At 66.9% G+C, this 21544-nt stretch carries 16 protein-coding genes; 8 read left to right on the top strand and 8 right to left on the bottom strand.

Features of this window, described 5'->3' with window-relative positions:
* The first annotated feature begins 66 nt into the window (after positions 1–66).
* Positions 67–738, top strand: coding sequence for a PAQR family membrane homeostasis protein TrhA (gene trhA, locus KCG34_RS23820; RefSeq protein WP_249138137.1), 672 nt, complete (start codon positions 67–69; stop codon positions 736–738).
* 126 nt (positions 739–864) lie between these two features.
* On the opposite strand, the gene KCG34_RS23815 is transcribed toward trhA, so the two are convergent.
* From KCG34_RS23815 to KCG34_RS23800, 4 genes are all read right to left on the bottom strand, one after another.
* A complete protein-coding gene (locus KCG34_RS23815; protein ID WP_211938076.1) occupies positions 865–3081 on the bottom strand; it encodes a TonB-dependent receptor in 2217 nt (738 codons plus the stop codon).
* 327 nt (positions 3082–3408) lie between these two features.
* Complete coding sequence (locus KCG34_RS23810; RefSeq protein ID WP_211938075.1) at positions 3409–4779, bottom strand: sensor histidine kinase; 1371 nt, start codon at positions 4777–4779, stop codon at positions 3409–3411.
* Between the two features lie 62 nt (positions 4780–4841).
* Positions 4842–5519, bottom strand: a complete 678-nt coding sequence (locus tag KCG34_RS23805) for a winged helix-turn-helix domain-containing protein (RefSeq protein WP_211938074.1) — start codon at positions 5517–5519, stop codon at positions 4842–4844.
* Positions 5520–5726: 207 nt separating this feature from the next.
* Positions 5727–6395 (bottom strand): TetR/AcrR family transcriptional regulator, encoded by a 669-nt coding sequence (locus tag KCG34_RS23800; protein WP_211938073.1) that lies wholly within the window; start codon positions 6393–6395, stop codon positions 5727–5729.
* Between the two features lie 59 nt (positions 6396–6454).
* On the opposite strand from KCG34_RS23800, the gene KCG34_RS23795 reads away from it, so the two are divergent.
* The 3 genes from KCG34_RS23795 to KCG34_RS23785 are packed head-to-tail and all read left to right on the top strand — an operon-like array spanning position 6455 to position 10733.
* Positions 6455–7945: an efflux transporter outer membrane subunit gene (locus tag KCG34_RS23795; protein ID WP_211938072.1), complete on the top strand. Its 1491-nt coding sequence runs from the start codon at positions 6455–6457 to the stop codon at positions 7943–7945.
* Positions 7946–7992: 47 nt separating this feature from the next.
* Positions 7993–9156, top strand: a complete 1164-nt coding sequence (locus tag KCG34_RS23790; protein ID WP_211938071.1) for an HlyD family secretion protein — start codon at positions 7993–7995, stop codon at positions 9154–9156.
* A 32-nt stretch (positions 9157–9188) separates the two neighbouring features.
* Positions 9189–10733 carry a DHA2 family efflux MFS transporter permease subunit gene (locus tag KCG34_RS23785; RefSeq protein WP_211938070.1) on the top strand — a complete coding sequence of 515 codons (1545 nt, stop codon included), beginning with the start codon at positions 9189–9191 and terminating at the stop codon, positions 10731–10733.
* Here KCG34_RS23785 and KCG34_RS23780 read toward each other — a convergent pair.
* Positions 10716–13631 (bottom strand): ATP-binding protein, encoded by a 2916-nt coding sequence (locus KCG34_RS23780; RefSeq protein ID WP_211938069.1) that lies wholly within the window; start codon positions 13629–13631, stop codon positions 10716–10718. The two genes, KCG34_RS23785 and KCG34_RS23780, sit on opposite strands and share 18 nt — an antisense overlap.
* Positions 13632–13959: 328 nt before the next feature.
* On the opposite strand from KCG34_RS23780, the gene KCG34_RS23775 reads away from it, so the two are divergent.
* On the top strand, positions 13960–14238 hold the full coding sequence (locus KCG34_RS23775) for an HU family DNA-binding protein (protein WP_211938068.1): 279 nt from the start codon (positions 13960–13962) through the stop codon (positions 14236–14238).
* Between the two features lie 180 nt (positions 14239–14418).
* On the top strand, positions 14419–15033 hold the full coding sequence (locus KCG34_RS23770; RefSeq protein WP_211938067.1) for a DedA family protein: 615 nt from the start codon (positions 14419–14421) through the stop codon (positions 15031–15033).
* Here KCG34_RS23770 and KCG34_RS23765 read toward each other — a convergent pair.
* Complete coding sequence (locus KCG34_RS23765) at positions 15025–15831, bottom strand: glycosyltransferase family 2 protein (protein WP_211938066.1); 807 nt, start codon at positions 15829–15831, stop codon at positions 15025–15027. The genes KCG34_RS23770 and KCG34_RS23765 overlap by 9 nt on opposite strands.
* Positions 15832–16191: 360 nt before the next feature.
* On the opposite strand from KCG34_RS23765, the gene KCG34_RS23760 reads away from it, so the two are divergent.
* Complete coding sequence (locus KCG34_RS23760; protein WP_211938065.1) at positions 16192–16932, top strand: PP2C family protein-serine/threonine phosphatase; 741 nt, start codon at positions 16192–16194, stop codon at positions 16930–16932.
* Here the strand turns inward: KCG34_RS23760 and KCG34_RS23755 are convergent.
* Positions 16914–17492: an ECF-type sigma factor gene (locus KCG34_RS23755; protein WP_211938064.1), complete on the bottom strand. Its 579-nt coding sequence runs from the start codon at positions 17490–17492 to the stop codon at positions 16914–16916. The two genes, KCG34_RS23760 and KCG34_RS23755, sit on opposite strands and share 19 nt — an antisense overlap.
* A gap of 331 nt (positions 17493–17823) precedes the next feature.
* Between KCG34_RS23755 and KCG34_RS23750 the strand changes: the two genes are divergently transcribed.
* Complete coding sequence (locus tag KCG34_RS23750; protein ID WP_211938063.1) at positions 17824–20421, top strand: serine/threonine-protein kinase; 2598 nt, start codon at positions 17824–17826, stop codon at positions 20419–20421.
* Positions 20422–20429: 8 nt separating this feature from the next.
* Here the strand turns inward: KCG34_RS23750 and KCG34_RS23745 are convergent, their stop codons facing one another.
* Positions 20430–21521, bottom strand: coding sequence for a ferritin-like domain-containing protein (locus tag KCG34_RS23745; protein ID WP_211938062.1), 1092 nt, complete (start codon positions 21519–21521; stop codon positions 20430–20432).
* Between the last annotated feature and the right edge of the window lie 23 nt (positions 21522–21544).

The raw sequence follows: 21544 nt of genomic DNA, 5'->3' as shown, positions 1-21544 counted from the left end.
TTTGTCCGCCGATGGGAGAACCCCCTCGGCGAGGAACGAGGCCCTGCTGCGTCAAGGGAGGCAAGCGTGTCGATCGCCGCTGAATATCTGGTCGAACACTATCCGAACCGTGCGGAGAAGCTCGCCGACTGGTGGATGCACGCCGTCGGCATCGTGGGCGCCGCCGCCGGCGGGGCCTTCCTGGTAGGCTTGGCCCTGCGCACCGGCCATGGCGGCGGGCTGACCGCCGCGACCAGCCTCTACGCTCTCTGCCTGATCACCATGTTGGGCTGTTCGGCCGCCTACAACCTGAGCCGCCCCTCGGCCGCGCGGCCGTTCCTGCGCCGCCTGGACGAGGCCGGCATCTTCATGATGATCGCCGGCTCCTACACCCCATTCACCAGCCAGAGGTTCGAGGGTGGATGGGCGCTGGGGGTCACGGCCCTGGTCTGGGGCGTGGCCCTGGCCGGGGTGGCCGGCAAGCTCTTGGTCAAGAAGTCGCCGGATTGGCTGTGGACGGCGGTCTATGTCGGTTTCGGCTGGCTGGCGGTGTTCATGATCCGGCCGCTGTTCGTCGACGTACCGACCGGCGCCTTCGTCCTCCTGGTCCTGGGCGGACTGATCTATACGACCGGAACCCTGGTGTTCCACAGCCGCCTGCCCTTCCGCCGGGCGATCTGGCACGGTTTCGTCATCGCCGCGGCCAGCCTGCACTATGTGGCGGTGTTCACCGGGGTGGTATTGGCGGCGCACGCCTGACGCCGGTGAAAAAAAGAGCGGCGGTCCGGGCGGGCCGCCGCTTTTTAGTCAAGTGACCTCCGATCAAAAAGATCGGGCCTAAAGCTAACTGGGCCGGCCTCGCCGGCCCAGTTGACATATCGTCGCTTAGAACTTGGCCTCCAGGGTGACCTGGATCTGACGACCCGCCTGGAACTGGTAGAGGCCGGCGTCGGCCGCGGAATAGAGGGTCGCGCCGCTGAAATTGATGACAGCGCGGTTGTCGAACAGGTTGAAGCCGGCGAGCTTCACCTTGAAATGGCCGAAATCGTAGGCGACCGAGGCGTCGGTGGTGTCGTAGGCCGGGAGTTCCTGGGCGTTTGGCGAATAGGCCACCACCTGAGCGCCGGTCTGCTTGTAGGTGACCGCAGCCGACCACGGCCCCTTGTTGTAGAGAGCGCCCACCGCGTCGGTCCACTTCGGCGCATTGAGCTCGGTATTGTGCGCAGTGGCGTTCTTGGCCGTGTTGAGCGAGCCGTTGGCGAACAGGGTCAGGCCGAAGTCGAAGGCGTAGGCGGCCTGGCCTTCCACCCCGGAATAGTCGGCCGTGCCGGCGTTCTCGTAGAACTGGCCGGTCGGGTCGGCGACCTGCAGGTTGGTCACGTGGATCTGGTAGACGTCGGCGTCGGCGGTGACGTGGCCGCGAGTGAAGACCGTACCGAGCTGATAGTTGGTGGTCTCTTCCGGCTGGAGCGAGTTCAGGCTGGGGTTGGTCGCCTGCAGGAAGGACAGCGAGGGGATCAAAAAGCCGGTCGCATATTGGCCGTAGACCGACCAGTAGGGCAGGATCCGGTAGTTCACCGTCGCGAAATAGAGCGGCTTGTCATAGGTGTTGCTGCCGATCGCCGAGGTGTGCTTGGGGAAGTTCGGCGTGCCGCTATTTTCTTCGATCCCGTCGATATTGCGGGTGAAGTTGACGTACTTGACCCCCGGCTGGATGGTCAGGTTCTCCAGCGGCCGCCATTCGAAATCGGCGAACACCTGGTACTGGTCCCAGCTGGAGTATTCGAGGGTCTTGGCGTTCAGCACGCCGGTCTTGAACTTGTTGTCCGCGATGCCGCCCTGGGTCAGGTCGATATAGAGGTTGTGGCGGTCGGTGCTGGAGCCTTCCCACAGAGCCCCGGCCTTCAAGGTGCCGAACGACCAGTCCTTGTTGATCCGCACGATGTCGCCGTAGACACGGTATCGGTTACCCTTGTCGTAGCCGCCGATGTCGGTCGCCGGCAGCTTCGAGCTCTTTGGCGGCGAGGTGTTCTGGCCGATCAAGCCGGTGATGTCGTTCACCGAGATGGTCTTGTTGGAATAGAAGTAGGTGTAGGCCTGATCCTCATAGGTCACGCCGTAACCAACGTCGCCCTTCAGGTCGATATATTCGAAATCGGTCTGCTTCTTCTCGTGATTGAAGCCCTTGTAGTGCTCGTCGGTCGGGTCGTTCGTAAGAGCGAAATTCTTCCCGTAGGTCTGGACCTGTCGCCATGTCTCGCCCGGGCCGGCGTCGGACTGGAAGTAGCGAGTATAGTTGTGCGACGCGAACAGGGTCAGGGTGGTCTTGTCGTTGATCGGCTGGACGTACTTCAGCGTCTGGTTTTGAGCCACGCCGTCGGAATTGGACAGTTCGCCGTCAGACCGCAGTTCCTGGAAGACCAGGAGCAGCTTGCCGCCATGCAGGGCGTCCACCGCGCCGGTCTGCAACTGGCTGACCGACATCATGGTGTCGAAGGTTCCATAGGTGAACTTCTGCGACGTGCCGAAGGCATTGCTGACCGTCGGGGAGAACAGGTGGATGGCGCCGCCGAAATTGGCTTGACCAAGGTCGCCGGCGGAGCCGGGGCCGCGGTCGATCACCGCCGCACCGATGGTCGAGGCCGGGAAGTAGGAGGCAGGGTGGTGGGTCGGGTCGTTGGTGTCGCCGAAGGCGATGCCGTCGTAGGTCAGGTTGTACATTCCGTCCTGAAAGCCGCGCAGGGTCGACTTGTTGGTCTCGCCCACGCCGCCGCCGTTGGATGAGGTGCCCGCCATGCTGGGGGCGATCAGGACAGTGGTCGTGTAGTCGCCGCTCTCGGGGCGCACGTCCTCGATGAAGCGATGGGTGATGATTGATTCCGGCTGCTGCTCGGTCAGCGACGCCTTGGTAGGGGCGGTGGCGGCGGCGATATTGTGCTCGGCGGTCACTACGATGTTGGTGATGTCGGTCGCTTCGGCGCCGGAACCGGCCGGCGTGCCGGCGGCGGCCGCTGCGTCGGCCGCGAGGGCCGGAACGGCGGCCAAGAGCGTGGCCACCGAGGCGCCGAGCGCCAGGGCGCCGGCAAAAGAAGTCGTTTTCATCTATCCCCTCGTCTTGTCCTGCGCCAACACGCGCTGGGCCGCCGCGGCGCCATGCCGTACGACAGCCCCGTCGGACGCCCTTTCGGGCCGCGCCGACGTCAAGGGGGCTATAGCCGGTTGCTGTAGACGGGCTTCAAGTGAAGGATTTGCACGGCTTTTGTGACGGTTCCACGAAGCCATGCTAAGGCATAGATAAGTTTATCGAATTTTACATACTTCGCCGAAAAGAGGCGCCGCGCCTGCAAGATTGAATCTTTTCAATCTTTCGAGCCCTTTGAGCGACCACGATTTGGACGTATGCTTGAGGCTTGCGCTGGAAAAGCGATGTCACGCGGCCACGGCGGCGCGCGATTGGACCGCCCGGCTCCCGGGAGCCGACGAAGCACCGCCTTCAGCGGCAAAGGCCAGCCTCACCCTCAGGCCCGGGGTCGCATCCTCGAGACTGAGCTGGGCGCGGTGGCGGGCGGCGACCGCCGCCACGATCGACAGCCCCAGGCCGGAGCCCGGCATGCGCCGACTGGGCTCAAGACGCACGAAAGGCTTCAGCACCGCCGCCGCCTCGGCGGCCGGAATTCCGGGGCCGTCGTCCTGGACCACGAGCACCGCCCGGCCGTCGCCCGCCGCGACACGCACCTGGATGGACGCGCCTTGGGGCGTGTGGCGAAGGGCGTTCTCCAGCAGGTTGGCCATGGCCTGGGCCAACAGCCGCCCATCGCCACGGACCAGCACAGGCTCGGTCCTCACGGCGAGGGTTCGCCCGCTCTCCTCAATGTCGGGCCGGAAGGCGTCGGCGACCCGCCCGGCGATCTCGGCCAGGTCGTTGATCGCCACGGGCCGGGCGCGGTCGTCGAGGCCGGTCGATTCGATCTCCGAGAGCTGCAGCATGGCGTCGAAGGTCCGCAGGATCTCGCCGACGTCACCGTCCAGGCCGCGGACCGCCGCGAGCAGCGCCGGATCGGCCCGGGCCTCCAGGGCCAGGCGCTCGATCTTCTGTCGTAGCCGGGTCAGTGGGGTGCGCAGGTCATGGGCGATGTCGGTCGAGACCTGGCGCACCTGGCGCAGAAGGTCGCCGATGCGGTCGAGCATGGTGTTGAAGGTCTGGGCCATCTCGTCCATGTCGTCGCGCGGCGCGCCAGGCTGCAGCGGCACGCGCACGTCGAGCTGGCCGGCGGAGACGGCGTGCGCCGCCTGGGCCACGGCCGCGATCCTCAGCCAGTCGCGACGGGTGAACAGGTATGAGACGCCGAAGCAGAAGATGACGCCCAGGGTTCCGCAGGCCAGGAGCGTCCAGTTGACCGCCGCCATCTGCGCATCGCCTGGGGCGAGGGCCTCGCCGGTCGACAGCACCGATCCGTCCGGCAGGCGCTCGCTGAAGACGAGAAAGCGTTCGCTCGCCCCGCCGACCGGCGCGCGCAAGCTGGCCCAGCCATAATCGCCCGAGGCCGCCGGCAGCACCCCGGCTTTCAGCTGGCCATCGTGCCCGACCAGACGATATTCGAAGCCCCGGCGTTGCCGAGAACGCTTGGCCACGGTGTGCGGCAGGTGGGCGCCGCCGCGCAGGGCGAATTCGTCCTCAAGTGAGGCGGCCTCGCCCCGTACGCGGTCGCGGGCCGCCTGCTCATTGAGGCGGCCGATCGAAACGTGCGCCAGATAGCCGGCTATGGCGAAGGCCACGACCACTACGACGGCTTGGGTCATGGCCAACCGGACGGTGGTTCGCGCCGACAGCCAGCGACCCGTCGGGGCCTGGCTAAGCCCCCTCATTCGCCAGCCACCAGATAGCCAGCGCCGCGCACGGTGGCGATCAGGGCGGGCTCGCCGGGTTCGTCGATCTTGCCGCGGATGCGGCTGATGTGGGTCTCGACGATGTTGGTGCGAGGGTCGAAATGGAAGCCCCAGACCTGTTCCAGCAGCATGGTCCGGGTGACCAGCTGGCCGACGTGCATCAGCAGGAACTCCATGAGCTTGAACTCCAAGGGCAGGAGTTCGATCTCGCGCTCGCCGCGCCGGACCGTGCGGGCCAGCCGATCGAGGACAAGGTTGCGCACCTGCAGCTGGGTACGCTCGCGCGGCTGGGTCTGGGCGCGGCGTACCAGGGCGTTGACCCTGGCTTGCAACTCGGCGAACGAGAACGGCTTGACCAGATAGTCGTCCCCGCCGCCCTCCAGGCCATCGACCCGGTCGGCGATGGCCCCCATGGCGGTGACGAACAGGGCCGGCGTGGCGACTTGTCCCGCCCTCAGCTTTTTCACCAGGGCCAGCCCATCCAGTTGGGGCAACATGCGATCGACGACCAGAACGTCGAAATCGCCCAGGCGGGCGAGTTCATAGCCTCGGCCGCCATCGCTGGCGACCTCGACCGCCCAGCCAGCCGCCGCGAGCCCCTCAGCCACGTGGGCTACGGTTTCGGGTTCGTCTTCGATCAGCAACGCGCGCAACGCGCCTTCGCAGCGTTCCCCAGTCGGGTCGCCCTGCATATTCCACCCCAGACAACCGATAGAAACTCGCCCAAGAACAAACCGAATCGATCGCGCAAATATCAAGCAGGCGTCAATAGACCAGCATTCGAATAAGGTTAAATATCCACGACATACGTAAAATATTCACGCGAATGAAACAGAACCGTCGCAATTCGTCACTGAATATTACCGATCGACCGGCCCGTAGGCGGCCATGAACATTTTGACCGCGGCCGAAACGTCGGCGGCGATTTCCGCTTCGCTCGGCTTCGGCTCGAGATTCAAGACCAGGCGGAAATGCCTGTCCCCTCGGCACAGTCCGATGAACTGTTCCGCCGCCCTGTGGCCATCATCGATCGCCAGGGCGCCGCGGGCGGCCGCGCGGGCGAAATAGGCGGCGAGCCGGTCGCGGCCGGCGGTGGGGCCTGCGCTATAGAAGATGCGGGCCAGCTCGGGCGAGCGCTTCGCTTCGGCGATGATCAGCCGGAAGGTGTCGGTGGCCCACTCGGAATAGATGTGGCCCAGCAGGCTTTCGCCAACGCGCTGCAGGACGACTTCTACCGGATCGGCGTCGTCCAGGCGGTGGTCGAAGGTTTCCTCCTGGACCTTGGCGCAGGCATCCTGGACATAAGCCGCGAACAGTTCGTCCTTGCTTTTGAAGTAGTTGTAGAGCGTGCCCTTGGAGCCGCCCAGCCGCGACGCGATCGTCGACATCGAGGCGGCGGCGAAGCCTTCTTCAAGGAAAACCCCCTGAGCGATCTTCAAAATCGCTTCGCGGCGTTGGTCCCGGCGGTTGATCTGCGGCGTTTCAATCATATCTGACCGTACAGTACGGTTTTTCCTCGACAGGCGCAATCGGCGCCCATATAGGTTGACCGTACCGTACGGTCAATTTTTGATACAGGGGCATCGACATGGGTTCGCCACCCAAGAGCGCGCAGCGGCCCGCACTGCAATCGCGTCTCGTTCTTACTCTCGCCTCGACCAGCGCCCTGGCGCTTTCAGCCTGCGCCAGCCTGCCCCACTCGGCGCCGCCGCCGGTCGCCAAGGCCGCGGGCGCCTATGCGACCAGCCAGAGTTTCGCCGCTCCGGCCGTCGACTGGCCGGCCGACGGCTGGTGGAAGGCCTATGGCGACCCGCAGCTGAACCAATTGGTCGATGAGGCCCTGGCCGGCTCGCCGAACATGGCCGCCGCCCGTTCTCGCATCCAGCACGCCGAGGCCGAGGCGGCCACCGCCCAGGCCGGCCTGTTCCCCACGCTCGAAGGCAAGGCCTCGGCGGTCGAGAGCAAGCAGAGCTATCACCTGGGCATCCCGCCCCAGTTCGTGCCCAAGGGCTATAACGACGTCGGCGACCTGCGGCTGAATTTCAGCTGGGAGCTCGACTTCTGGGGCAAGACGCGTTCGCAGATCGCCGCGGCGACCTCGGAAACCAAGGCCAGCGCGGCCGACGCCGCCGAGGCGCGCCTGACCCTCTCCACCGCCGTCGCAGCGACCTATGCAGACCTCGCCCGCCTGTTCGCCGAGCGCGACGTGGCCGAGCGCTCGGTGCAGTCTCGCCTGGAGACCCTGGACCTGGTCAGCCGCCGGGTGACCAACGGGCTGGACACCCAGGGCGAGCTGAAGCAGGCGGAAGCCGGGGCGCCGGCGGCCCGGGCTGAGCTGGCGGCGATCGACGAGCAAATCAGCGAGACCCGCAACCAGCTGGCGGCGCTACTGGGCGCCGGGCCGGACCGGGGGCTGGCGATCGCCCGCCCGGCCAAGGCTTCGCTCAAGGCCTTCGGCCTGCCGCAAAACCTGGCTGCAGACCTCGTGGGCCGGCGGCCGGACGTGGCCGCCGCCCGCTGGCGCGCCGAAGCGGCCGCCAAGCGCATCGGCGTGGCCAAGGCTCAGTTCTATCCGGACGTGAACCTGGCCGGCTTCGCCGGCTACGAGTCGCTCTATCTGCGCGAGCTGTTCAAGTCAGGCTCGGGCATAGGCCAGGCCGGCCCGGCCATCACCCTGCCGATTTTCGAGGGCGGGCGCCTCCGCGCCAACCTCAAGGGCGCGGAAGCCGACTACGCGAGCGCCGTGGCCAGCTATGACGGGGCGGTTACCCAGGCCTTCCGCGAGGTGGCGGACGCCGCCGCCGCCGAGCGGTCCTTGACCACCCGCCTGAAAGAGAGCCGCGACGCCCTGGCCGGCGAGGAGGAGGCCTATCGGGTCGCCCGCCTGCGGTATGAGGGCGGCCTCGCCAACTATCAGAGCGTGCTGATCGCCGAGGACCGGGTCCTGGAGAGCCGCCGCACGGTGGTCGACCTGGAGGCGCGCGCCTTCACCCTCGATGTCCAGCTCGTCAAATCCCTCGGCGGCGGCTTCGCCGACGCCGGCCAGCAGAAGCTCAGCGGCGCCTTCAACGGCGCCTGACCCACCCGACACAGACCAACGCCACGCCCCCGCAAGGAATGCCTCCCATGGCCGATTCAGCCGCCGCCCGCCTGCAGACTCCACCCGTCGCCGAAGCCCCGTCCACCGCCGCCACGCGCGACCCGAAAGCTCGCCGCGCCCAGCTGTTCGGCCTGCTGGGGGGCGCCGTTGTCCTGGCCGCTTTGGGCGCCGGCGGCTACTGGCTCTTGATCGGCAGCCGGCACGAGGTCACCGACAACGCCTATGTGGGCGCCGACAGCGCCACCCTGACGCCGCAGATCGCCGCCCAGGTGGTCAAGGTCAATGTGATCGACACCCAGCCGGTGAAGCAGGGCGACGTACTGGTGCAGCTGGACGACACCGACCAGAAGATCACCCTCGCTCAAGCCCAGGCCCAGCTGGGCCAGGCCGAGCGCAAGGTGCAGGGCTATTTCGCCAATGAAGGCGCGCTGAGCGGCCAGATCGCCGCCCGCGATGCCGAGGTGGTCAGCGCCGACTCGCGGATCGTCGCCGCCCAGTCAGATCTCGACCGAGCCCGCACCGAATACGGTCGGCGGGAGAAGCTGGCCTCGTCGGGGGCGGTCTCGGGCGACGAGCTGACCCAGGCGGAGAACGCCTTCAAGACCGCCGAAGCAGCCCTGGCCCAGGCCAGGGCCGCCAAGGCCCAGGCGGTGGCCAATCGCATCGCCGCCGGCGGGGCGCGCGACATCAATACCGCCCTGATCAGCGGGGTCTCCGCCGACCAGAATCCGGAGGTCGCCGCCGCCCGCGCCCGTGTCGCCGCCGCCCAGCTGGATCTCGACCGCACCGTGCTGCGCGCGCCAATCGACGGAGTGATCGCCAAGAAGAACGTGGCGGTCGGCCAGCGCGTCGCGGTCGGCGCCAACCTTCTGACCGTGGTCCCGATCACCCAGTCCTATGTCGACGCCAACTTCAAGGAAGTGCAGCTGCGCAAGATGAAGGTCGGCCAACCGGTGACCCTGACGTCCGACTACTACGGCTCGGGCGTGAAGTTCCACGGCAAGGTGGTCGGCCTGGGCGGCGGCACGGGCGCGGCCTTCTCGCTGATCCCGGCGCAGAACGCCACGGGCAACTGGATCAAGGTGGTGCAGCGGCTGCCGGTGCGCATCGCCATCGCTCCCGAAGACATGAAGGAGCACCCGCTGCGGGTCGGCCTTTCCATGACCGCCGACGTCGACGTCTCGCAATAGTCCCACTTCCCCGCATTCCAGGAGCCCAGGCCATGGCCGACTCCCGCCCCGGCGCCGACGATTTCGCTCCCATGAGCGGATCGACACTCTGGATCGCCGGCTCCCTTCTGGCGCTGGCCAATTTCATGGTGGTGCTGGACACCACCATCGCCAACGTCTCGGTCCCCAACATCGCCGGCGGCCTGGCGGTCTCGCCCAGCCAGGGCACCTGGGTGATCACCTCCTACGCCGTGGCCGAGGCGGTCACGGTGCCGCTTACCGGATGGCTCGCGAACCGCTTCGGTGCGGTGAAGACTTTTGTTGCGGCCATGATCGGTTTCGGCCTGTTCTCGGCCCTTTGCGGCGTGGCGCCCTCGCTCGGCGCCCTGGTCGCGTTCCGCATCGGGCAAGGGCTGATGGGGGGGCCAATGATGCCCCTCTCGCAAACCCTGCTGCGCCGGATCTTTCCGCCCAGGCTACAGGGCGCGGCCCTGGGCCTGTGGAGCATGACCACGGTGGTGGGGCCGATCGCCGGGCCGCTCCTGGGCGGCGCGATCTGCGACGACATCGGCTGGCCCTGGGTGTTCTATATCAACGTGCCGATCGCCGCCGTGGCCGGCTTCTTCGCCTGGCGCATGCTGAAGCCTGCCGAAACCAAGGTGCAGCGGCTGCCCGTCGATTTCGTTGGCCTGGGCCTGCTGATCCTGTGGATCGGGGCCATGCAGATCATGCTGGACAAGGGCAAGGACCTCGATTGGTTCGCCTCGCCCTTCATCCTCACCCTGGCGATCGTCGCCGTGCTCGGCTTCATCTCGTTCGTGATCTGGGAGATGACCGAGGCGCACCCGATCGTCGACCTGCGCATCTTCCGCCACCGGGGCTTTTCCGCCTCGACGGTGATCATGTGCCTCGCCTTCGGGGCGTTCTTCTCCTCGGTGGTGCTGATCCCGCTCTGGCTGCAGACCAACATGGGCTACACCGCCGCCTGGGCGGGCCGGGTGATGGCCTTCCAAGGCGTGCTTGCGGTGGTGATGTCGCCGATCGCGGCAAAGCTGATGGGCAAGGTCGATCCGCGCGCCCTGGTCTCGTTCGGCATTCTGGTGCTGGCCTCGGTCACCCTGTGGCGGGCCTTCTTCGCCCCCAATATCGGCTTTTGGGGCCTGGCCGCCCCGCAGCTGGCCATGGGCTTCGGCATGCCATTCTTCTTCGTGCCGCTGACCGGCCTGGCGCTGGGGGCGGTGGAGCCCCAGGAGACGGCATCGGCAGCCGGCCTGATGAACTTCATGCGCACCACCGCCGGCGCCTTCGGCACCTCGTTGACCACCACCGCCTGGGAAAACCTGGCCGCCGCCCGCCATTCCGACATTTCCGGGGCGCTGATCGCCCCGCAGCAGACCCTAAACCTGTTCCAGGGACTGGGTTTCAACGCCGACCAGGCGCTGCAGCAGCTGGACGGCCTGGTGCAAAGCCAATCGGTGATGCTGGCCACCGACAAGGTGTTCGCCATCTGCGCCCTGGTGTTCTGCATCGCCTCGATGTCGGTGTGGCTGGCGCCCAAGCCGCGCGCAGCGGTGGACCTGTCAGCCGGCGGCCACTGACGGCTCGTCGTCCGGCGCCATCCATTCGGCGATCTTGGCCGCGAGGTCCTCGATCCGAACCGGCTTGCCGATGTGGTCGTTCATGCCGGCCTCGAAGCAAAGCGCGACGTGCTCGGCCAGGACATTGGCGCTGAGCGCGACGATCGGCGTGTCCCGGTTGGCCGGAGCGCGGCTGCGGATGGCGCGCGCCGCGGCGAAACCGTCCATGCCCGGCATCTGCAAGTCCATCAGGATCAGGTCGTAAGGGCGGCTGGAGGCCAGGGCCAAGGCCTGGGCGCCGCCGCCGGCCTCGACCACCACATGACCGAGCGCTTCCAGCATGTTGCGGACCAGCTCCCGGTTCTCTGGTCGATCATCCACGATCAGGATCTGACAGACCGGAGCAGCCGGCGCCTCGTTCGCGGCCCGCCCTTCCCGCTCGGCCTCTCCCCTGATGCTCAAGGGGGCCGGAACCGCGAAGCGGAAAGTCGAGCCGACGCCTTCCCGGGATTCGACCTCGATCTCACCGCCCATCAGGTCGACCAGGCTCTTGCAGATCGCCAGGCCCAACCCGGTTCCCCCGTGGCGCCGGCTGAGTGAGCTGTCGACCTGCGAGAAGCGCGCGAACAGGCGGTGGCGCTTGTCCTCGGGTATGCCGCAACCGGTGTCGCTGACGACGAATTCCAGCCGCCCCGCCGGCCGATGATAGTGCGCTGAGACGGTGACGGAGCCTTGGTCGGTGAACTTGACGGCGTTGGTCAGCAGGTTGAGCAGGATCTGCTTGACCCGCGCCGGATCGGCGAGCACCCGAGGCGGCAGCGGCGCGGCTGGCGCACGCACCAGTTCCAGCCCCTTGAAGGCCGCCTGCCCGGCCACCAGGGCCATGGCCTCGTCCAGCAGGGCTTCCGGGTCAAACGGCTGCGGGTCCAACTCGACCTGGGCGGCCTCCAGCTTGGAGAAATCGAGGATGTGATTGACCACGTCCAGCAGGGCCTGCCCTCCGGCGACGATACGCTGCACATGCCGCCGAGCCTGCTCCGGCAGGGCGTCGAACCGCTCGAGCAGCGCCGAAAAGCCGATGATCGCCGTCAGCGGAGTGCGAATTTCATGGCTCATATTGGCCATGAATTCCGACTTTGCGATGTCGGCCGCTTCGGCCTCGGCCTTCTTGCGCCGCAGCTCGTCTTCCATCGCCCTGCGCGCGGTGACATCCCGTAGGACGGTCACGACCCCGATCACGGCGCCCTGCTCGCTCCGGATGGCGGAGGGGCTGCCCTGAACCCATATCCACCCCCCGTCGGCGCAGCGCACGCGCACGTCGGGCCAGTCGCCCTCGGCGCCGGAAACGCCGTCGGCCGCCGCCTTTCGCCCCTCGGCGGCGACCCGGGCGTCATCGGGATGCACGAACTCCCCCATGCGCCGGCCCACGACCTGCTCGGGTTCGTAGCCAAGCAGGCGAACCGCGGGGGAAGCGAACTCGATCAAGCCGCTGGTGTCGTAGCGGAGGATGATGTCCGTCGCCCGGTCGGTCAGCATGCGATAGCGCTCTTCGCTCTCGCGCAGCACCCTTTCGACGGCCTTGGCTTCGGTGATGTCCATGAAGGCGCCGAAGATCGCCCGCACCCTTCCGGTGGCGGCGTCGCGCTCGGCCGCGCCCCGCGAGAGCACGTTTCTGACCGCGCCGTCCGGCCGCACCACACGCACTTCGGCGGCGAAGGGAACGCCGTCGCGCCAGCACCTGTTGAAGTTCGACCGTACCAGCGGCTGATCGTCAGGATGATAGAGCTTGAGCGTGTCTTCCCGGTCCGGGATTCCGTCAGCGGGATCGAGACCGTAGATCCTGTAAATTTCGTCCGACCAGACGGTCGCGCCCGTGACCAGGTCGAAGCGCCAGTGGCCGACGCTGGCGATCTCCTCGGCCATTGCCGCCCATCTCTGGTGCTCGAGGGCCAGCGCCCTGGCGGCTTCTGTCTCGGCCAGAGATTCCCGCAGCGTGTCGGTGAGCCTGCGCTGACGCCCCAGCACGGCCGCCGCGGCCAGCACGCTGACGACAGCGACCGCCAGGAAAAACTGGATCTGCAGCAGTTGACTGACCAGCTGCGCGGGCGCGGCCCCGGCGGTCTTGCGGCCGACGATGCTGGCGGCCACGGCGACGATGGCGGTGACGAGCATGGCCAGTGCGCCGCCAGCCTGCTCCAGCAGGAAGGTGATCGCCATCAGGACCGGCATCAGCAGGAACAGCAGCGAATTGCGGCTCTGCAGGAACACCAGCCCGAGGCTGACGCCGAGCAGGGCGAAGAGGCCGATCGCCCGCCACCGTCGGTCAGGACTTGCGAGCGGCGCCAGCGCCTCCGGCGTCAGGGCGGTGAGCGCCGGCGTCAGGATCAGAAAGCCCAGGCCTGTCGAGCCGAACCACTCGACAGCGTAGCGCAAGAATGGTCCGTGCTTGATCCAGCTCAGCATGGCGGCCGCCGGAACCGCCGAGGCCAGGGGCGCAGCGACGCCGGCCATCGCCACAAAGACCGATAGGTCACGGGCCTCTATGAGGTCCAGGTCTCGTCCCAGGACGCGGCGCAGACCTGCGGCGCAGAGCAGCGCCTCGCCTGCGTTGCAGGCAGCCATGATCGGCGCCGGCCAGTAGTTGAATCCAGATACCACAAGCAAGGCCCCCGCCAGCCCCGCCCAAGCCGAGGCGGTGACGAGGGCCCATCGCGAGGTGCGGATGCTCAGGAGAGCCGACAGGAGAATCGCGTTGGCTGGCCAGACCGCCGCGATGTGGCCGAGCGCGCGGGTATAGAGCAGGCTGACGGCGGCCAGGCCAAAGGTGGCTAAGGCGACGCCGACCGGCAACAGGAAGCCGTTCGCCGGAGGGACCCCTTCCGGCGGCGCGCTCGCACCGTCTATCCTACCATCGTCCAATCTCGGCCCGATCAGTCAGACAACAACGGCGTCTTTCGAAGCCGCAACCTCTGGCCCATGGCCCAACGCTACGCTCGCCACCGGACTAAATCACCCACAAACGAACACCTGCGACCTCGACGCCGACCCAAAGCAGGCCTTTCACCGGCGCAACCGATTCGCGCCGGCCTCGCCGGGAAGCGCCCGGCCAAGCTCGTTCTACCCCAATGACACCGCATTTGGGGCCGAAATCGGCCATTTCTGGGGGTTTTGGAGCATCAACCCGTGACAAGCCGCGGAGGGCTTGGCAGGGTCCGAGCCTTCGATTCGAAGCCATGGAGCCAAACCCGTGAACACTGCTGATCTTGTCGACACGCTCGCCGCGGCCGACGAAAAGCTGACCAAGACCCAGGCCAAGGCCCTGGTCGACGCCCTGCTGGGCGCCCTGAAGGACGCCGCAGTGCGCGGCGAGGAAGTCTCCCTGCCGGGCTTCGGCAAGTTCAAGGTCCAGGCCAAGCCGGCCCGCACCGGCCGCAACCCGACCACGGGCGCCGCCATCCAGATCGCCGCCTCCAAGAAGGTGGTGTTCCAGCCGGCCAAGGCCCTCAAGGACGCCGTAAACGGCTGATCCGGCATCCGCCATGGTCGCCCGAGGCGATCATGGCGCGCGGCGGCCCCGCTTCGGCGCGGGCCGCCAGCTCGCCTTTCTGGACTTCCTGATTACCTCAACCGCGCCTTGAAGCGGGGCGCGAACAAGCCCACCTTCTGCTCCAACCGTGTTGGCAAGGGGTCTTTTTGAGGAGCAGCCATGCTTCACCTCCTCCTGACCCGCCTGCTGCCGCTGCTGGCCCGCTTCGGTTACGCGATCCTGCTGCCGATCGCAGTGATCGAGGGGCCGGCCGTCGCCATGATCGCCGGTGTCCTGGTCGCAACGCAGAACTTCGACGCGGTCACCTCCTGCGTCCTGCTGGTGCTCGCAGACCTCGTGGGCGATGCGGTCTATTACGGCATCGGACGCTATGCCCACGCCCCGCTGATAGAGCAGATCGGCAAGCGGCTGACCCAGACCGCCGAACGGCTGAAGCCGCTCGAGCAACGCTTCCTCGAGAACGACTGGAAGCTGATCATGATCGGCAAGACCCAGGCCCTGGGATCGGTGATCCTCTATTTCGCCGGCGCGACGCGGATGCCGTTCTTGCGCTTCATGGTGCTGAACCTGATCGGCACTGTGCCCAAGGTGGTCCTGTTCGAGCTGGTCGGCTATTTCCTCGGCCGCAGCATCGGCAACAGCGTCATGCACTCGACCCGCTATTTCGACTACGCCACGGTGACGCTGTTCGGCGCCGCCATGATCATCCTGGTGCTGTATTTCGTCCTGCGCCGACGCCTCTGGAAGGACGTGGCGGGCGATATCTCAGTCTGAGGTCGCCAGTTCGAACGCTTCGGCGCGGCGGCGGCGCTTGACCAGCCGCAGCAAGGCCAGGTTCTGGCGCACCACCCCGATCGGCGAGAGCACGCGGAAGGCGTCGCCGATCATGGTGAATTCGGACAGCATCCCGCGCCAAAGGCCTTGTTTGGCGTATTTGCGGATATTGAACACCTTGGGCCAGTCCACGACAGCGATCGAGAGCTGCTCGCGGATGACAAGATTGTTGATGAAGGCTTCGCCGCCCCAACGCGGCAGCTGCTCCATGGTCGCCACCGCCTCGCGGATCAGCGGGGCCGGCAGCACGCGCTCCCCGGAGACGAAGTCCAGGCCGATCAGGCGATAGAGGGCGAGGCTGTTGCTGCGCAGACTGATGCTGGCGTCGGCCCAGCCGGTCATCACCGGGTCCGCCAGGGCCTGAACGTCGGCGGCGGTGACCCCGGCCAAGTCCGCATCGAGCAGCATCAGATAGTCGCCCTTGGCCGCTGCGATGCCGCGGCTGAGGGCGTAGGTCTTGCCCCGGTTGGGGCTGTAGGAGATCACCCGGATGCTGGGATAGGCGGCGAGCAAGGCCTCGGTGGCGTCGGTCGAGCCGTCATTGACCACGATCACCTCGCAAAGGGCGGGGTGGCCGTCGACAGCTTCGAGAATGTTACGGATGCGGTCAGCCTCGTTATAGGCGCAGACCACGCAGGAGATGCTGGCGTTCGGGTTGACCCGCCGCGGCGCAGGAACAGGCCTCGCCCCCCAGGGCGGGGCGAATTGGACCTTCGGCTTGTGGCTGTCGATCAACATGGCGCCAAGGTTATGCGCCGGGCGGCCGTCGAAGGGGTGATCCGCATCAAATTCCTCAGGGCCCGATCAGAATCGGGTCGGTTGGCCTGATGTTGATCTGCCGCGGGATGATTCCCCGGACAGACGACGACTCTCCGCGTCAGTGATGCCAAAACATCAGCGGCTGAGCAATGGTTTCCATTCCAGCCTTCTGCACCTCCGCCACTCAAATGCGCGCTCTCGGGCAAGTGTTCCACCCTCCGGAGGGCCGACCCGAAACCGTTTTCGCCCACGCTTTCATTGACAGGCGCACGCCGAGCGGGCTTTGGAAGGAGCCGCACTACGGGCGCCGAGACCTGCATCGAAAGGCTGGTCACACTCATGGCGATGTCCTTTCGTTTCCAGTCAGCGGCGAGGACCCATATCGGCTGCGTGCGGCGGCGCAACGAAGACGCCTTCGTCGATCGGCCGAAAGATCGCCTATGGGCGGTGGCGGACGGGATGGGCGGGCATCAGGGCGGGGCGCTGGCGTCGGGCCTGATCGTGCAAGCGCTGAGCGACATGCCTTCGGCCAGGAGCGAGCATAGCCTGGTCGACGCAACCCGAGAGCAGCTCGGCCGCGTCAACCGAACCCTGGTGGAAAGGGCCGCTCAGCTTGATCCCGGATCGGTGATCGGATCGACGGCCGTGGTGCTGATCGCCGACGGGTCCCGCTTCACTTGCCTGTGGGCTGGCGACAGCCGCTGCTATGTATTTCGCCAGGGAGAACTGCGCCGCCTGTCGCACGACCACAGCGTGGTGCAGGAGTTGATCGACAGCGGCGAATTGAGCCCGGAAGACGCCAGGACCAGCAGGCGCGCCAATGTCATCACCCGGGCGGTCGGAGTCTATCCCGAGCTCGAGGTCGATCAGGTGGAGGGCGAGGTCGAGGCGTCCGATCTCTACCTGCTCTGCTCCGACGGCCTCACCGGCATGATGGAGGACGAGGAGATCGCCGCGCTGCTGCAAGGCTATGACCTGGACGCAGCCGCGGACGGCCTGATTGGCGCCACGCTGGACCGCGGCGCCCGCGACAACGTCACCGTGGTGCTGATCCGTGCGGATCAGTCTTCGGACAGCTGACCCAGAAGCCAGGCGCGCGCCACACGCCATTGCCGCTTGACGGTGCTCTCGGAGACCCCGCGAACCTCGGCGATCTCCTCGATTGTCAGGCCGCCGTAGAAGCGGTCCTCGACGATGCGCCCCTTTTCCGGATCCACCGCCATCAGCCGCTCCAGCGCCTGGTCGAAGGCTTCCAGATCGAAGACGGGCGCCCGCTGGCGCTCAAGCACTTCGCCCCAGTAGGTCTCCACCGACGGGACCTGACGCTTGGAGGCGCGAAAGCGGCGCACCTCGTCCAGGAGGATCTGGCGCATGATGCGACTGGAAAGGGCCATGAAGTGGGCGCGGTCGCGCACCTGGATGCGGTCGAGCCGCATCACCCGGATCGCCGCCTCGTGGGCGAGGTCTGTCGGCTGGATCTGCAGCTTGGCCCCGTCGCCCGCCAGCACGCTGCGGGCGATCCGGCGGAACTCGTGGTAGTGCAGGGCCAGGAGCCGATCGCGCGCACCCGCATCGCCGGCGCAGAACCCAGTCCACAGCGCCTCGGTGGCGTCCAGCAGATCACTTGTCATCAGCGACATCGACGGCCCCGACCCGACGGAGTTCGCAAGGCGTGATTACAGGGCGCCGCCGCCAGAAAGGAAAGCTCTAACTTTGCCCAATCGGCCAGATTTGAAAGCCCGGCGATCTGACAGCGCTAACGAAGGCCGGTATTGCTAAGGTTGGAAGCTTTCAGCGCAGCGCAGAAAAATCACAATTCAGGCGAGAATTAATACGGCGCCTCGCGCTCTCATCTATGTCAGTTGGTAGAAGCGGGCTCGTTTTCTTTGATCCGGCTTGCAAATTCGAAGCTCGCGGGCGCTTGATGCGCCATCAGGCCCAAGCGTCGCCGTTCGCGGGCCGGGGGCGCAGATGACACGGTTGTCGCAAAGCCTGGAACCGCCTTCGCCGAACGGGGCCGAGATCGAGGCGCGCCCGCGACCAGACGCTGAAACCGGTTCCGACCCCATGCCGGCGATGGCCCACGCCACAGCGTTCGAACACGAGCGCCGCGTGCTTCAGGCCATGAACGAGTTGATCGACCTTCCGGAAGAAGACCGGCGCGCCTGGTTCGCCGAGGCGGCTGCGAGCGATCCGATCCTGGCCACCCGCGTCGCAGCCCTGTTGAAGGCTGAGGCCAGGGCCAGACGAGACCTGCCCACCACGCCCCCGGCGCCGATGCCGTTCGATTCCGCCCGGCCGCCGGAGCGGATCGGCGCCTATCGCATTGTCGAACGGCTTGGCGGCGGGGGCATGGGCGAGGTTTATCTGGGCGTCCGCGACGACGGCCTGTTCAAACACACGGTCGCGGTCAAGGTGATCAAGCAGGGTCTCTTTTCCGGCCAACTCGCCAAACGCTTCGCCGAGGAGCGCCGGATTCTGGCGAGCCTGCAGCACCCGAACATCGCCCAGCTGTTCGATGGCGGCGAGGCGCCCTCCGGCCACTCCTTCATCGTCATGGAGCACCTCGAGGGCCAGGCGATTACCGACTATGTCGCCACGGCTCGCCCCTCCCTGAACCAGATACTGCGCCTGTTCCTCGACGCCTGCTCGGCGGTGCAGTTCTCGCACCAGAACCTCGTGGTGCACGCCGACATCAAGCCGTCGAACATCATCGTCACCGACAAGGGCGTCGTGAAGCTGGTGGACTTCGGCATCGCGCGGGCGCTGGCGCCCCTGCTGGCCGAGGACGCCACCCAGGGGCAGCCCGAGCCCATGACCCGCGCCTATGCCGCGCCGGAGCGGCGGCGGGGCGCCCCGCCGAGCGTCTCCAGCGACGTCTACAGCCTTGGCGTCGTGCTCTACGAGCTGCTGAGCGGAACCCTGCCGAATGCGCCGGCCGACAGCGAGGCGGAGGCCGGAGCCTTCGCCGTCACCCCGCCCAGCCAAGCTGCGGCCGTGACGCCGGGCGCCGTGGCGCGACCGCATGAGCTGCGAGGCGACCTTGACGCCATAGTGCTCAAGGCCCTGGCGGAAGAGCCGGCTGATCGCTACGCCAGCGTGGTGCAGATGTCGGAAGACATCGACCGCTATTTCCGCGGGCAGCCGGTCAAGGCGCTGCCCGACAGCTGGCAGTATCGCTCCTGGCGCTTCATGGTGCGCCATCGGGTCGGCCTTTCGCTCACAGCCGCGACCCTGGTGCTGGCGACCCTGGCGGCCGTGGGATCGAGCCTGCTCTATGTCGACAGCGAGAAGAGCCGCGCCCTGGCCGAGCGGCGGTTTGCGGACACGCGGCGCCTGGCCAACTACATGATGAACGATGTCGACGCCCAGCTGGCCCAACTGCCCGGCGCCTTGCCCCTCCGGCGCGAGCTGGTCTCGAAGAGCCAAGCCTATCTGCAGGCGCTGGAGCAGGACCGGTTCGCCTCGCCCAGCCTGAGGCTGGAAGTGGCGATGGGCTATGTGCGGCTGGCGCGGATCTATGGCCTGGACGTCAGCGGCGGGCTCGGCGACCTGCCCGCGGCCCGCCAGAGCCTGGCGCGGGCGCAGCAGATCATCGACCAGCTGGAGCGGGCCAATCCCGGTGACCCGGCCCTGCTGCTGGCCAAGGCCCAGGCCGAACTGACCCAAGCCTGCGAGGTGTTCGCCGCCCCCGACAGCAATTCCATGGCCGCCAATGTGCGAGCGCTGGAGCAGGCCAGAGCGCTCTATGCGCGCTATCTGAAGCAGAACCCGGGCGACATCGACGCCGCGCTCGGACGCTGGCGGGGCGAGGTGATGCACGCCCGGCTGATCCAGTACCAGGGCGATCCGGCCAAGGCCGCGGCCACAGTCAGCGCCGCGCTGGCGGCGCCCATCCCTGCGCCCGTGAGCGAGTACCAGAAGCAGGAGCGCCAGTACCTGCTGAACGGCTCCTACCTGATCCTGGCGGAAAACACCGAGGCTCTAGGCCATCCCGAGCAGGCCCTGGCCTACTTCACCCGCGCCCACGACAATATCGACGCCATGCGCGCGGCCGGCCGGCTGGGCCTGGACAGCGAGTTCATGGATTCATCCATCCTGGCCGGCATGGCTCGGCAGCTGTCGAAGCTGAAGCGGTACGGGCCGGCCATCACGCGCTTTCGCCAATCGATCGACCTGCAGAACACGCTGCTGGCCAATGGCCCAAACGATCAGGTCTCTCGCAACCTGATCTATACGACCGCCAGCCTTTCCAGCACCCTCGCCCAGGCGGGGCAGTATCCGGAGGCGCGGCGGCTGGTCGGCCAGGCGATCGCCGCGACCCAGGCCGCCATCGCCCGGCAACCCGCAGACGCTTCGGTGCAGCGGAACCTCGCCCTGTACCTGAGCGCCGCGGCCAAGATCGAGCAGATGGCCCAGAACCACGCCGCCGAATGCGCCGCCGCGAGCCGGGCGCTCGGGCAATGGACCCTGGTCGCGCAGGGCCGGGCCGCCATGCCGATCGATGTCGCGGCAGACGGCCCGATCGCCAGGCTCAAGGGTCGCCTGGCAGGATGCGGCGCGCGCTGAGAGACCGCTCAGGCGGCGATGGGCCGCCCGCCCTCCATGGCCTCGAGCACCCGCGGATCGGTGTCCACAGGGATCCCCGCTTCAACGTATTTCTTGCGCGCCGTAGGCGTCAGCAGGCCGACCCGGGCCAGGGCCGGCAGCATCAGGTCCTTCAGCGAATGAATCTGCCCGGGGGGCAGTTCCTGAGTTATGCCTGCAGCCTCCGCCTCTTCGAGCCCCTTGAAGAAGTCGTCGGGGTCGATGTTGCTGTTCTCCAGCACCTGCATGAAGCCCGGATCGACCCGGCTGGCCAGGGTGCCGGCGGTGCCGCCGTGGGCCAGAATGTTGACCGCCTGGAAGGCGAACTCGGCAAGGTCCTCGATCTCGTCCTCCGGCAGCTTGGCGATCACCGGCCCCAGATAGGCGTGGCCGAAGGAGACATGGCGGCTCTCGTCGCGCATGACGTTGAAGGTGATCTTCTTCAGGAGGTCGCATTGGGTGGTGCGGTACATGTTGTTGAAGGCGCCCAGGGCCAGCCCCTCGACGATCATGTTCATGCCGATCATGACCTTCTCGTAGCGGTCCGATTTCAGCGTGGCGTCGATCAGGGCCTTCAGCCAGAGCGACATCGGATAGACCAGGGCGATCTTGTCGCAATAGCGGGCGTAGACCTCGACGTGGCGGGCTTCATCCATGGTCTGGGTGGCCGCGTAGAGCTTGGCGGTGGCGTCGGGGACCGAGTGGGTGACACAGGCCGCCGTCATCAGGGCCCCCTGCTCGCCGTGCAGGAACTGAGACAGAAGCTGGGCCGTCGAGTGGGCGGTGAAGGTTTCCTGCTGCGCCTTGGACAGCTTTTTGAAGAACGGCATCTGGTGATAGATGTCCGAGCGGTCGTTGATCAGCGGCTTGGACGGATCGACCGGGGTGTCCCAGGGCAGAAGTTCGTCGGCGTCCCACTGGTTCTGCTTGGCGCGCTTGTACAGGTCTTCGACCTTGTCGCCCGACATCAGGTATTTGAACGACCAGGCGATGCTCATCGGGTTGCGGTAGATGTCGTCTGGATTCATCGAGACCTTCCACTGGTCCCGTGTCTTGGGCGTGTTGATGTCGATCACGGTCATGATTGGACCTCCCTGGGCCTGGC

It is taken from the genome of Phenylobacterium montanum (genome assembly GCF_018135625.1).
Lineage (GTDB): Bacteria > Pseudomonadota > Alphaproteobacteria > Caulobacterales > Caulobacteraceae > Poindextera > Poindextera montana.
This window is presented reverse-complemented; position numbering and strand designations above follow the sequence as displayed.

Excerpts from the sequence above, each read along its gene's own strand:
- KCG34_RS23815 (WP_211938076.1), bottom strand. The coding sequence starts at position 3,081 with ATGAAAACGACTTCTTTTGCCGGCGCCCTGGCGCTCGGCGCCTCGGTG.
- KCG34_RS23765 (WP_211938066.1), bottom strand. The coding sequence starts at position 15,831 with ATGTTGATCGACAGCCACAAGCCGAAGGTCCAATTCGCCCCGCCCTGG.
- KCG34_RS23770 (WP_211938067.1), top strand. The coding sequence starts at position 14,419 with ATGCTTCACCTCCTCCTGACCCGCCTGCTGCCGCTGCTGGCCCGCTTC.
- KCG34_RS23755 (WP_211938064.1), bottom strand. The coding sequence starts at position 17,492 with ATGTCGCTGATGACAAGTGATCTGCTGGACGCCACCGAGGCGCTGTGG.
- KCG34_RS23760 (WP_211938065.1), top strand. The coding sequence starts at position 16,192 with ATGGCGATGTCCTTTCGTTTCCAGTCAGCGGCGAGGACCCATATCGGC.
- KCG34_RS23810 (WP_211938075.1), bottom strand. The coding sequence starts at position 4,779 with ATGACCCAAGCCGTCGTAGTGGTCGTGGCCTTCGCCATAGCCGGCTAT.
- KCG34_RS23795 (WP_211938072.1), top strand. The coding sequence starts at position 6,455 with ATGGGTTCGCCACCCAAGAGCGCGCAGCGGCCCGCACTGCAATCGCGT.
- KCG34_RS23790 (WP_211938071.1), top strand. The coding sequence starts at position 7,993 with ATGGCCGATTCAGCCGCCGCCCGCCTGCAGACTCCACCCGTCGCCGAA.
- KCG34_RS23785 (WP_211938070.1), top strand. The coding sequence starts at position 9,189 with ATGGCCGACTCCCGCCCCGGCGCCGACGATTTCGCTCCCATGAGCGGA.
- KCG34_RS23750 (WP_211938063.1), top strand. The coding sequence starts at position 17,824 with ATGACACGGTTGTCGCAAAGCCTGGAACCGCCTTCGCCGAACGGGGCC.
- KCG34_RS23745 (WP_211938062.1), bottom strand. The coding sequence starts at position 21,521 with ATGACCGTGATCGACATCAACACGCCCAAGACACGGGACCAGTGGAAG.